We start from the raw sequence: 12737 nt of genomic DNA, 5'->3' as shown, positions 1-12737 counted from the left end.
GTCGGCAGCGGACGTCCGCCCGGCGGCCGACGTCACGACGCCGACTCCCGAGCCTCCCCGGCGGCGGCCCCGTCGGCCGCTGCGGCCGCTTCCCGCGCCTCGGCCAGGCCCTGGCGCCGCAGCACGACGGCCTGCCGCACATAGTCGAGCCCGGTCACCACGGTCAGCACGACGGCGAGCGCCATCACCCAGAACCGCAGCGTCGCAAGCGGCCCGGTCAGCGGAAGGACGTACATCCCGACCGCCGTGCCCTGGGCGAGGGTCTTCATCTTGCCGCCGCGGCTCGCCGGAATGACCCCGAAGCGGATCACCCAGAAGCGCAGCAGCGTGATCCCGAGCTCGCGCCCGAGAATCACTCCCGTCACCCACCAGGGCAGATCACCGAGGTAGGAGAGGCAGATCAGCGCGGCGCCCATGATCGCCTTGTCGGCGATCGGGTCGGCGATCTTCCCGAAGTCCGTGACCAGGTTGTACGTACGCGCCAGGTGCCCGTCGAACAGGTCGGTGATCATGGCGACGGCGAAGGCCGCCCAGGCCCACGCGCGCCAGGCCTGGTCGTATCCGCCGTCGGCGAGCAGCAGCATCACGAAACCCGGCACGAGCAGCAGCCGGATCACGGTCAGCAGGTTGGCGACGTTCCACACGCTGGCCTGGTTGACGGCCGCAGCGCCCAGCTTCCCGCCGCGCACCGGCTTGGCGCCCTGCGCGCCGGAGCCGCCCGCCGCGGATGCCGGGACTCCGGTCATCTGCCGGCCTCCTCGAGACACTCAGCCACCAAGTCCACGCCCTCCGTGCCGACCACCTTTGCCACGACCATACGGCCGACCTCGAGGGCATCCCCACCCATGGCGCCCGTGAAGCGGATCTGGCCGTCCGTCTCGGGCGCCTGGTGCGCGGCGCGGCCGATGGCGCCGTCCTCCTCGTCCACGGCCTCGACGAGCACCTCAAGGGTCTCTCCGAGGCGCTCGTCGGCGCGCTGCGAGGTCAGTTCCTCGGCGAGCCGCGAGATGTGCGCGAGCCGCTCGTCGACGACGTCCTGATCCAGCTTGTGCTCGTACGTCGCCGCTTCGGTGCCCTCCTCGTCGGAGTACCCGAAGACGCCGATGGCGTCGAGGCGCGCACCCGTGAGGAACCGCTCGAGCTCGGCCACGTCGGCGTCGCTCTCGCCGGGGAAGCCCACGATGAAGTTGGACCGGACGCCGGCCTGCGGCGCCTTCGTCCGAATGGTGTCCAGGAGCTCCAGGAAGCGGTCGGTGTCCCCGAAGCGCCGCATCGCGCGCAGCACATCGGGCGCCGAGTGCTGGAAGGACAGGTCGAAGTAGGGCGCGACCTTCTCCGTGGACGTCAGTACGTCGATGAGTCCGGGCCGCATCTCGGCCGGCTGCAGGTAGCTGACCCGTACGCGCTCGATGCCGTCGACGGCGGCCAGCTCCGGAAGCAGCGTCTCCAGGAGACGGATGTCACCCAGGTCCTTGCCGTACGAGGTGTTGTTCTCGGAGACGAGCATCACCTCCTTGACGCCCTGCTCGGCCAGCCAGCGCGTCTCGCCGAGCACGTCCGACGGGCGCCGCGAGATGAAGGAGCCACGGAAGGACGGGATGGCGCAGAAGGAGCACCGCCGGTCGCAGCCGGAGGCCAGCTTCACGGAGGCGACGGGGTTGGTGCCCAGGCGGCGGCGCAGCGGAGCACGCGGCCCCGAGGCGGGCGCCAGGCCGTCGGGGAGGTCCACGGGCGCGTGCCCGGGCAGCGCGACGTCCGAGCCGGCCTCCTGCCGCTCCGCGGGGCTGATCGGCAGCAGCTTGCGCCGGTCGCGCGGGGTGTGGGCCTCGACGCTGCCGCCGTTCAGGATGGTCTGCAGCCGGGAGGAGATGTCGGTGTAGTCGTCGAAGCCGAGGACACCGTCGGCTTCGGGGAGGGCTTCGGCCAGCTCCTTGCCGTACCGCTCGGCCATGCAGCCGACGGCCACGACGGCCTGAGTCTTGCCATGACCCTTGAGGTCATTGGCTTCCAGAAGGGCGTCGACGGAGTCCTTCTTGGCGGCTTCGACGAATCCACAGGTGTTGACTACGGCGACGTCCGCGTCTTCGGCGGCCTCGACGAGTTGCCAGCCGTCCGCCTCCAAGCGGCCTGCGAGCTCCTCCGAGTCCACCTCGTTACGGGCGCAGCCAAGAGTGACAAGGGCGACGGTGCGGCGTTCGGGCATGGTCTCAAGACTACTTCGTCCATGCCCGAGCCCCCGCCGCGAGGGTTAGCCGACCTCGGGATCGCCCTTGGTGTACGTGAGCCGCTCCACCTGACCGGGCTCGAACTCGTTCTCGATCGCCTTGCCGTTCACGTACAGCGCGATCGCGCCGGCGTCGCCGAGGACGAGATCGATCTTCTGCTGGTCCTGGAAGCTCTTCGACTCGCCCTGTTCGAGGACGCCGTCGAAGAGCGTCCGGCCGTTGTGGTCCTTGGCCGAGATCCAGCTGCGGCCGTCGGGCGCGCTGACCTTGACCGTGACCTTGTCCTTGGGGGCGCCGGCGATGGCGCTGTCGGACGGGTCGGGCTTGGGGTCGGCGGGCTTGTCGGGCGCGGGCTTCGTGGCGGGCTTGCTGGTCGCGGGCGTGGAGCCCTCGGCGACCTGCGTCTTGGAGCCATCCCCGTCGTCGCCGCCGCTGAACGCGGTGAACCCGACGAAGCCGATCACGGCGACGATGGCGGCGACCATGGCCGCCGTCCAGTTCGGCCTGCGCGGCTCCGACCGGATCCGTTCGGCCTCGAAGAGCGGCGCAGCCGGGGTGGGCGCAGGCGGCCGCCCGCCGTGCGCCTCGTCGTACTGGGCGAGCAGGAGGGCGGGATCGAGCCCCACGGCGCGCGCGAGGGTCCGGATGTGACCGCGGGCGTACACGTCGCCGCCACACCGGGAGAAGTCGTCCTCTTCGATCGCGTGCACGATCGGGACGCGCACCCGCGTGGAGGAACTGATCTCGTCGACGGTCAGCCCCGCCTCGATGCGCGCCTGCTGCAGCGCACGCCCGATCGAGGGGCGGTCGTCCAACGGGATCTCAGCTGCCGGGTGGTCGTCTGCGGGTCGGTCGTCTGAAGGGCGGTCGTCTTCAGGGGAGTTGCCGATGGACACGGGGGCGCCTTTCGAGCGTGTAGCCACCTGCCGGAGACTCAGTCTAGGGGGGTTCGGAAAGGGTGGGGCAACCGGGCGACGGACTTTGTACGCCATCGGAATGGCCGGACATCCTGATGCGGGGACACAATGCTCCTGCTCCCCTCAACTTGACGTATGCGGAGGGGAAACGGTTGCCTGCCGTTCCCTTACGGGTGAGCCTCCCCCCGGATCACCGCGAGCACGCCGTCCAGCTCATCGGGTTTCACAAGAACGTCACGTGCCTTGGAGCCCTCGCTGGGGCCGACGATGCCGCGGGATTCCATGAGGTCCATGAGCCGTCCGGCCTTGGCGAAACCGACGCGCAGCTTGCGCTGGAGCATCGATGTGGACCCGAACTGGGTGGAAACCACCAGCTCAGCGGCCTGGCACAGCAGATCGAGGTCATCGCCGATGTCCTCGTCGATCTCCTTCTTCTGCTTGGTGCCGACGGTGACGTCGTCCCGGAAGACCGGCGCCATCTGGTCCTTGCAGTGCTGGACCACCGCGTGGATCTCGTCCTCGGTGACGAAGGCGCCCTGCATACGGGTGGGCTTGTTCGCGCCCATCGGCAGGAACAGACCGTCACCCTTTCCGATGAGCTTCTCCGCACCCGGCTGGTCGAGGATGACCCGGCTGTCGGCGAGCGACGAGGTCGCGAAGGCGAGCCGCGAGGGCACGTTCGCCTTGATCAGACCGGTCACGACGTCCACGGAGGGCCGCTGCGTGGCGAGCACCAGGTGGATGCCGGCCGCGCGCGCGAGCTGCGTGATGCGCACGATCGAGTCCTCGACGTCGCGCGGCGCGACCATCATCAGGTCCGCGAGCTCGTCGACGATCACCAGCAGATACGGATAGGTCTTGAGCTCCCGCTCACTGCCCTCGGGCGTCTTGAGCTTGCCATCGCGCACGGCCTGGTTGAAGTCGTCGATGTGCCGGTAGCCGAACGCCGCCAGGTCGTCGTAGCGCAGGTCCATCTCGCGTACGACCCACTGGAGCGCCTCGGCGGCCCGCTTGGGGTTGGTGATGATCGGCGTGATCAGGTGCGGAATGCCCTCGTACGCGGTGAGCTCGACGCGCTTGGGGTCGACGAGGACCATCCGTACGTCCTCGGGCGTCGCTCTTATCATGATCGAAGTGATCAGGCAGTTGATGCAGGACGACTTTCCGGAGCCGGTGGCTCCGGCGACCAGGATGTGCGGCATCTTCGCCATGTTGGCCATGACGTAGCCACCCTCGACGTCCTTGCCGAGCGCGACCAGCATGGGGTGATCGTCCTCGGCCGCGTCCGCGAGGCGCAGCACGTCGCCGACGTTGACCATCTCGCGGTCGGTGTTCGGGATCTCGATGCCGACCGCGGACTTGCCGGGGATCGGCGAGATGATCCGGACGTCCGGGGACGCGACGGCGTACGCGATGTTCTTGGCCAGTGCCGTGATCTTCTCGACCTTCACGGCGGGGCCCAGCTCGATCTCGTACCGCGTGACCGTCGGGCCGCGCGTGAAGCCGGTGACGGCGGCGTCGACCTTGAACTCCGTGAAGACGTTCGACAGCGAGTCGACGACCGCGTCGTTGGCGGCGCTGCGGGACTTGCCGGGGCCACCGCGCTCGAGGAGGTCGAGCGAGGGCAGCGCGTACGTGATGTCGCCGGCGAGCTGCAGCTGCTCGGCGCGCGGCGGCAGGTCCCGCGGCGCTTCCGGGGCGGCCTTGGTGAGGTCCGGCACGGCGGAGTCGGCGGGCCGCTCGGCCTTCCTGCGCAGCGCGCCGGGCGGCGGGCTGTCCGTCGCCCGCGCGGTCGGCACGGGCGCCGTGGACTCCCGCGCCTCGCGCTCTTGGCGGTCGCCGGAGACACCCTGCGTCAGGTCGGCGACCAGCGGCGACGGCGGCATGCCGTGCAGGACCGCGCCGTCCAGGGCGGCGGCAGCGGCGGCCGCCACGTCCACCGCGTCCATCGGCCGGTCGAGCGCCGGCTGCACCGACGCACGGCGCGGCCTGCGCCGCTTGGAGAGCGCCGCCTGCTCGGCCTGGTCGGGGTCGTAGGGCTCGGTGGCTCCGGCCCTCCTGCGCGAGCGCGCGGGCAGCGCCTCGCGCCACTGGTCGTCGTACCGCTCGTCGTCGTCGGAGAACTCGCTGTCGGCCGCCTCGGGCTCCGCCTGGACGATGCCGAGCTTGGTGCCGAGCAGCCGCAGCCGCTGCGGAATCGCGTTGACCGGCGTCGCCGTGACCACGAGCAGTCCGAAGACGGTCAGCAGGGCGAGCAGCGGTACGGCGAGGACCTCGCCCATCGTGAAGGTCAGCGGAGCGGACGCGCCCCAGCCGATGAGCCCGCCCGCGTCCCTTATGGCCTGCATGCCGTCGTCACGGGAGGGCGCCCCGCAGGCGATGTGCACCTGGCCGAGGACGCCGATGACGAGCGCGGACAGGCCGATCACGATGCGGCCGTTGGCGTCGGGCTTCTCGGGGTGCCGGATGAGGCGTACGCCGATGACCGCGAGCAGTATCGGAAGCAGCAGATCGAGGCGGCCGAACGCGCCGGTCACCAGCATCTCGACGAGGTCGCCCACGGGCCCGCGCAGATTCGACCACGTCCCGGCGGCGACGATCAGCGCGATGCCGAGCAGCAGCAGCGCGAGGCCGTCCTTGCGGTGCGCCGGGTCGAGCCCCTTGGCTCCGCGCCCTATGCCACGGAACATCGCGCCGACACTGTGCGCGAGGCCCAGCCAGAGAGCGCGTACGAGCCGGTAGACGCCGCCCGTGGGGTTGGGCGCCGGCTTGGGTGCGGGCTTCTTCGCGGCGGCTTTCTTGGCGGGCGCCTTCTTCGCCGGGGCCTTCTTGGCGGGCGGCTTCTTGGCAGCGGCCTTCTTCGCCGGAGCCTTGGTGGGCGCGGCCGCCTTCTTCGCGGGCGTCTTCTTGGCTGCGGACGGACGTGAGGCCATGGGTGTGAGGTTACCGGTGGAGACCACTGCGGACACGTGTGCCTACTGCTTCACCCGTTTGTGTCGCCCTTGTGAGGGCGCTGAACTGACGGGTGCTCACCGCGTCCGGACGGGCTCGGCAGCGGCTCAGCTCTGCGAGGAGACCGAAGTCGCGCCGCTGCCCGTGCCCGGCTCCAAGGCGTCAAGAGCCCGCCGCAGGCCGGTGAGTTTGCGTTCGAGATGGGCCGCGGTGGCGACGGCGGCGGCATCCGCCGAGTCGTCGTCCAGCTGTTTGGAGAGCGCTTCCGCCTGCTCCTCGACGGCCGCGAGGCGCGCGGACAGCTCGGCGAGGAGCCCGGCCGGCTCCTTGGCTTCACCCGCCACGGACTTGCCGCCGCCTTCGAGCTGGAGGCGCAGCAGGGCTGCCTGCTCCCGCAGTTGGCAGTTCTTCATGTACAGCTCGACGAAGACCGAGACCTTCGCGCGCAGCACCCACGGGTCGAACGGCTTGGAGATGTAGTCCACCGCGCCCGCGGCATAGCCACGGAACGTGTGATGCGGCCCGTGGTTGATGGCGGTGAGGAAGATGATCGGGATGTCCCGGGTCCGTTCTCGCCGCTTGATGTGCGCGGCGGTTTCGAACCCGTCCATGCCCGGCATCTGGACGTCCAGCAGAATGACCGCGAAGTCGTCCGTGAGTAGTGCTTTGAGCGCTTCCTCCCCGGACGATGCCCGCACCAGTGTCTGATCGAGCGCAGAGAGGATGGCCTCCAGCGCCAGCAGATTCTCCGGCCGGTCATCGACCAGGAGGATCTTGGCCTTCTGCACCATGGCCCGCCCTCCTCGCCCCGGCGGTACACCGGGCGCCGCCCCAGGGGACGACTCCCTTACGCCGTCCGTCCTTGTGCCGGTCATGGTAGCCGCACCCCGCCTGTCGCCACACCCTGTCACCGCGATGTCACCGTGCACGTAGCAGAAACGCGGTGGGAGACCAGAAGGTTCCCCGAATACCGTGGTTCTACACGGCTTCGGCCACACTCTGTCAGCAACTCCGCGTAATGAAGACCCTTCTCGGTCACTCCCCGCGCATCCACTGCTCCATCACCGAGAGCAGATGATCCGGGTCGACCGGCTTCGTAACGTAATCGGAAGCGCCGGAGTCGATGGCTTTCTCCCGGTCGCCCTTCATCGCCTTGGCGGTGAGCGCGATGATCGGGAGTCCGGCGAACTGCGGCATCCTGCGGATCGCCGTCGTCGTCGCGTACCCGTCCATCTCCGGCATCATGATGTCCATCAGCACGACCGTCACATCGTCGTGCTGTTCCAGGACTTCGATGCCCTCACGGCCGTTCTCCGCGTACAGCACCGCGAGCCCGTGCTGTTCCAGGACGCTGGTGAGCGCGAACACATTGCGGATGTCGTCGTCGACGATGAGCACCTTCTCGCCGCCGAAGTGGTGGCCGGGACGCGCATCGGGCGTCTCCTGTCCGGCCGCCCACTGCTCCTGCGAGCGCTGCTCCGGTGAGTCCGCCCCCGCCTGGCCGGGCAGCGCGGGCGGCTGCTCGGTGGAGGCTGACGCGGAGCGCCTGCGGCGCCTGAAGAGCGTGCCGGGCGCGGGCGTCGCGTCGAGCCGCCGCGGGGCCGCCTCGCCCCCTTCCGGGGACTGCTCGGCCGTGGACGAGCCCTCCTCCAGGGCGGGCCGTCCCGCCGATCCCGGCAGTGGTGACAGCTGTGCGTAGCCCTGGGGCGGCAGTTCGCTCGGGTGCAGCGGCAAATAGAGCGTGAACGTGGAGCCGCGGCCCGGCTCGCTCGCCGCGTGGATCTCACCGCCGAGCAGCCGCGCGATCTCCCGGCTGATGGAGAGCCCGAGGCCCGTACCGCCGTACTTCCGGCTGGTCGTGCCGTCGGCCTGCTTGAACGCCTCGAAGATCACCCGCATCTTGCTTGCGGCGATGCCGATGCCGGTGTCACTCACCGAGAAGGCGATCAGGTCCGCGTCCGCGTCGCGCAGCGAACCGGCCTCCAAGAGCTGTTCGCGGATGGCGTTGGGCACATCGGCGTTCGCGTGCCGGATCACCAGCTCGACCGCTCCGGAGTCGGTGAACTTCACCGCGTTGGACAGGAGGTTGCGCAGCACCTGAAGGAGCCGCTGTTCGTCCGTGTGCAGCGTCGCCGGCAGCTCCGGAGACACCCGTACGGAGAAATCGAGCCCCTTCTCTGCGGTCAGCGGCCGGAAAGTGGCCTCTACGTAGTCAACGAGTTGGACGAGTGCGATGCGCGTCGGGGAGACGTCCATCTTGCCCGCCTCGACCTTGGAGAGGTCGAGGATGTCGTTGATGAGCTGAAGGAGGTCCGAGCCCGCCCCGTGGATGGTCTCGGCGAACTCCACCTGCTTGGGGGTGAGGTTCGCGTCGGCGTTGTCGGCGAGCAACTTGGCCAGGATCAGCAGGGAGTTGAGCGGCGTACGCAGCTCGTGCGACATGTTCGCCAGGAACTCGGACTTGTAACGCATCGAGACCGCGAGCTGCTCGGCGCGCTCCTCCAGGACCTGCCTGGCCTCTTCGATCTCGGTGTTCTTGACCTCGATGTCGCGGTTCTGCTGGGCGAGCAGCTCGGCCTTCTCCTCCAGTTCGGCGTTGGAGTCCTGAAGTGCCTTCTGCCGGTTCTCCAGTTCGGCCGAGCGCTCCCGCAGCTGCTCCGTCAGTTCCTGCGACTGCTTGAGCAGCACCTCGGTCTTCGTATTGACGCTGATGGTGTTGACGCTCGTCGCGATCATCTCGGCGATCTGGCTGAGGAAGTCCTTCTGGATCTGCGTGAAGGGCTGGAAGGCGGCCAGCTCGATCACGCCGAGCACGGTCCCTTCGAAGAGCACCGGAAGCACGATCACCTGGGCGGGCGGCGCCTCCCCGAGGCCGGACGCGATCCGCAGATAGCCGGACGGCGCGTTCTCCACCAGGATCGTGCGCCGCTCCTGCGCGGCCGTGCCGATCAGCGTCTCGCCGGGCCGGAAGGACGTGGGCATGGAGCCCATGGAGTAGCCGTAACTGCCCATCATGCGCAGTTCGTACGCGTCTCCCTGCTCGGCCCCTGGCTCCGCACTGTCGTCCGTGGGCAGCGCCAGGAAGAAGGCGCCGTGCTGCGCGGAGACGACCGGCGTCAGCTCGCTCATGATCAGCGAGGCGACGTCCTCCAGGTCGCGGCGGCCCTGCATCAGGCCGGAGATCCGCGCCAAGTTGCCCTTGAGCCAGTCCTGTTCCTTGTTGGCGAGGGTGGTGTCGCGCAGGTTGGCGATCATGGAGTTGATGTTGTCCTGCAGGACCTGGATCTCGCCCGCCGCGTCCACGTCGATCTTCAGGTTCAGATCGCCGCGGGTCACCGCAGTGGCGACCTCGGCGATGGCGCGCACCTGACGGGTCAGGTTCCCGGCCATCTCGTTCACCGATTCGGTGAGGTCGCGCCACGTGCCGTCGACGTCCCGCACCCGGGCCTGACCGCCCAACTGCCCTTCCGTGCCCACCTCGCGGGCCACCCGCGTGACCTGCTCGGCGAACGACGACAGCTGGTCGACCATCGTGTTGATGGTGGTCTTCAGCTCGAGGATCTCGCCGCGGGCGTCGATGTCGATCTTCTTGGTGAGATCACCCTTGGCGATGGCCGTCGTGACCATCGCGATGTTGCGGACCTGGCCGGTGAGGTTGGAGGCCATGCCGTTCACGGACTCCGTCAAGTCCTTCCACGTACCGGAGACTCCGGGAACGCGGGCCTGGCCGCCGAGGATGCCGTCCGTGCCCACCTCGCGGGCCACGCGGGTCACCTCGTCCGCGAACGAACTCAGCGTCTTCACCATCGTGTTGACGGTGTCGGCGAGCTGCGCGACCTCGCCGCGCGCCTCGACGGTGACCTTCTTGGTGAGGTCTCCGTTGGCGACCGCCGCCGCGACCTGGGAGATGTTCCGCACCTGGCCGGTCAGGTTGTTGGCCATCAGGTTGACGTTGTCGCTCAGGTCCTTCCAGGTACCGGTGACGCCCGGAACCCTCGCCTGGCCGCCCAGGTTGCCCTCGGTGCCCACCTCGCGGGCCACGCGGTTCACCTGCTCCGCGAAGTTGGAGAGCTGGTCGACCATCGTGTTCACGGTGGTGACGAGTTCGAGGATCTCGCCCTTCGCGTCGACGGTGATCTTCTTGGAGAGGTCGCCCATGGCGACGGCCGTGGTGACCTCGGCGATGTTGCGGACCTGAAGGGTCAGGTTGTTCGCCATGCCGTTCACGGACTGCGTGAGGTCCTTCCAGGTGCCGGAGACACCCTGCACCTCGGCCTGGCCGCCCAGGATGCCGTCCGTGCCCACCTCGCGGGCCACCCGCGTCACTTGCTCGGCGAAGGCGGAGAGCTGGTCCACCATCGTGTTGAGGGTGTTCTTCAGCTCCAGGATCTCGCCGCGCGCGTCCACGTCGATCTTCTGCGACAGGTCACCGCGGGCCACCGCGGTGGCGACCTGGGCGATGTTGCGCACCTGGGCGGTGAGGTTGCCGGCCATGCCGTTCACGGAATCGGTCAGATCGCGCCAGACTCCTGCCACACCGGGCACCTGCGCCTGGCCGCCGAGGCGACCCTCCGTGCCCACCTCGCGGGCCACCCGCGTCACCTGGTCGGCGAAGGCGGAGAGCTGGTCGACCATCGTGTTGATGGTGTTCTTCAGCTCCAGGATCTCGCCGCGCGCGTCCACGTCGATCTTCTGCGACAGGTCGCCACGGGCCACCGCAGTCGTGACCTGGGCGATCTGGCGTACCTGCGAAGTCAGGTTCCCCGCCATGAAGTTGACGGAGTCGGTCAGTTCCTTCCAGGTGCCGCTGACGCCGTCCACGCGGGCCTGACCGCCGAGGCGGCCCTCCGTGCCCACGTCGCGCGCCATGCGCGTGACCTGGTCGGCGAAGGACGACAGCTGGTCCACCATCGTGTTGACGGTGTTCTTCAACTGAAGCATCTCGCCGGAGACGTCGACGGTGACCTTCTGCGACAGATCACCGTTGGCGACCGCCGTCGTCACCTGCGCGATGTTGCGGACCTGGCCCGTGAGGTTGCGGAAGGCCGTGTTGACCGAGTCCGTCAGGTCCTTCCACGTACCGGCCGCACCCTGCACCTGTGCCTGGCCACCGAGCTCACCCTCGACGCCGATCTCCCGCGCCACACGCGTCACTTCGGAACCGAAGGCGGAGAGCTGGTCCACCATCGTGTTCACGGTGTTCTTCAGCTCGAGCATCTCGCCCGCGACATCGACGGTGACCTTCTGCGACAGATCACCATTGGCGACCGCCGTCGTCACCTGCGCGATGTCCCGCACCTGCGTGGTGAGGTTCCGGAAGACCGTGTTCACCGAGTCGGTGAGGTCCTTCCACGTCCCCGCCGCGCCCGGCACATTCGCCTGACCGCCCAGCTGCCCCTCGGCGCCGACCTCGTTGGCCACGCGCGTGACCTCGTCCGCGAACGTCCGCAGCGTCTCGGTCATCTGGTTGATCGTCTCGGCGAGCTGGGCCACCTCGCCGCGCGCGCTCACCGTCACCTTCTGGGACAGATCGCCGCTCGCGACGGCCGTCGTGACCTGGGCGATCCCGCGCACCTGGGCGGTGAGATTGCCGGCCATGAGATTCACCGAGTCGGTGAGGTCCTTCCACACTCCCGCCACACCGGGCACCTGCGCCTGGCCGCCGAGCTCGCCCTCCGTGCCCACCTCACGCGCGACGCGGGTCACCTCGGAGGAGAACGACGAGAGCTGGTCCACCATCGTGTTGACGGTGTTTTTCAGCTCAAGCATCTCGCCGGCGACGTGAACCGTGACCTTCCGGGACAAGTCACCCTTGGCCACGGCCGTCGTCACGAGAGCAATGTCACGCACCTGCGCGGTCAGCCGGTACGCCATGGTGTTCACCGAATCCGTGAGGTCCTTCCACGAACCGGACATTCCACGCACTCGGGCCTGGCCGCCCAGCTTGCCCTCGGTACCCACCTCGCTGGCCACCCGCGTGACCTCGTCGGTGAACGTCGACAGCTGGTCGACCAGGTTGTTGACCGTGCGGCCGACCTTCAGGAACTCCCCGCGCAGCGGATGGCCGTTCCCCTCGTCCGCCGGCGCCCGCAGCTCCATGCGCTGCTCCAGGTCGCCGTCCGCGACCGCGGAGAGCACACGCCCGACCTCGGACACGGGGCGTACGAGATCGTCGACCAGCGCGTTCGACGCGTCGATCGCCGCGGCCCAGGAACCCTCGCTCGCCCCGCTCTCCAGGCGTTCCGTGAGCTTTCCCTCACGTCCGACCATGCGCCGCACACGGGAGATCTCACCGGTCAGATGCAGATTGCGGTCGGCCACTTCATTGAAGACGGCAGCGATCTCGGACATGACGTCATCGCCGGAGACCGTGAGCCGCTTCCGGAAGTTTCCGTCCCGCATCGCCACGAGCGCCGCGAGCAGTCTGTTCAAAGCTGCTGCGTCCACTGCCGTAGTTGCCCCATTGCGCGGTTTGCGCTGTTTACTCAGGGACTGTCCGTCTTTCGCGCGCGTCTCACTGCCCCGCGTCGCTGCGCCAGACTCCACTGTGTCCCTCCCGCAAGGGTCGACCGTCGTGCTCGGGTTACCTGGGCTGTCTCCAAGAAGCCTGCCCAGTGTTTCACCATGGCTGAACCAGGCCATA

Annotated in this window: 6 protein-coding genes; all 6 read right to left on the bottom strand. The window is 68.8% G+C overall.

Annotated features, from left to right (window positions below; translation table 11 throughout):
* Window positions 1-32: 32 nt before the first annotated feature.
* The 6 genes from pgsA to OG453_RS27750 all read right to left on the bottom strand — a co-directional run bounded on the left by pgsA (window position 33) and on the right by OG453_RS27750 (window position 12640).
* On the bottom strand, window positions 33-746 hold the full coding sequence (pgsA, locus tag OG453_RS27775) for a CDP-diacylglycerol--glycerol-3-phosphate 3-phosphatidyltransferase (RefSeq protein ID WP_266871246.1): 714 nt from the start codon (window positions 744-746) through the stop codon (window positions 33-35).
* The gene (rimO, locus tag OG453_RS27770) at window positions 743-2203 is read right to left on the bottom strand and encodes a 30S ribosomal protein S12 methylthiotransferase RimO (RefSeq protein WP_266871245.1); all 1461 of its coding nucleotides are present in this window, start codon (window positions 2201-2203) and stop codon (window positions 743-745) included. The genes pgsA and rimO overlap by 4 nt, the downstream gene beginning before the upstream one ends.
* 45 nt (window positions 2204-2248) lie before the next feature.
* Window positions 2249-3121 carry a helix-turn-helix domain-containing protein gene (locus OG453_RS27765; protein ID WP_266871244.1) on the bottom strand — a complete coding sequence of 291 codons (873 nt, stop codon included), beginning with the start codon at window positions 3119-3121 and terminating at the stop codon, window positions 2249-2251.
* Between the two features lie 188 nt (window positions 3122-3309).
* Complete coding sequence (locus OG453_RS27760; RefSeq protein WP_266871243.1) at window positions 3310-6075, bottom strand: DNA translocase FtsK; 2766 nt, start codon at window positions 6073-6075, stop codon at window positions 3310-3312.
* Between the two features lie 126 nt (window positions 6076-6201).
* Window positions 6202-6885, bottom strand: a complete 684-nt coding sequence (locus tag OG453_RS27755; protein WP_266871241.1) for a two-component system response regulator — start codon at window positions 6883-6885, stop codon at window positions 6202-6204.
* A gap of 244 nt (window positions 6886-7129) precedes the next feature.
* Entirely contained in the window at window positions 7130-12640 is a 5511-nt protein-coding gene (locus OG453_RS27750; protein WP_266871240.1) for a HAMP domain-containing protein, read from the bottom strand.
* Window positions 12641-12737: the final 97 nt, after the last annotated feature.

This window comes from Streptomyces sp. NBC_01381, assembly GCF_026340305.1.
Lineage (GTDB): Bacteria > Actinomycetota > Actinomycetes > Streptomycetales > Streptomycetaceae > Streptomyces.
The sequence above is the reverse complement of the archived record's forward strand: the minus strand, read 5'-3'. Positions and strand labels throughout refer to the sequence as shown.

Coding starts and splice junctions, on each gene's coding strand:
- pgsA (WP_266871246.1), bottom strand. CDS start 746: ATGACCGGAGTCCCGGCATCCGCGGCGGGCGGCTCCGGCGCGCAGGGC.
- rimO (WP_266871245.1), bottom strand. CDS start 2,203: ATGCCCGAACGCCGCACCGTCGCCCTTGTCACTCTTGGCTGCGCCCGT.
- OG453_RS27760 (WP_266871243.1), bottom strand. CDS start 6,075: ATGGCCTCACGTCCGTCCGCAGCCAAGAAGACGCCCGCGAAGAAGGCG.
- OG453_RS27755 (WP_266871241.1), bottom strand. CDS start 6,885: ATGGTGCAGAAGGCCAAGATCCTCCTGGTCGATGACCGGCCGGAGAAT.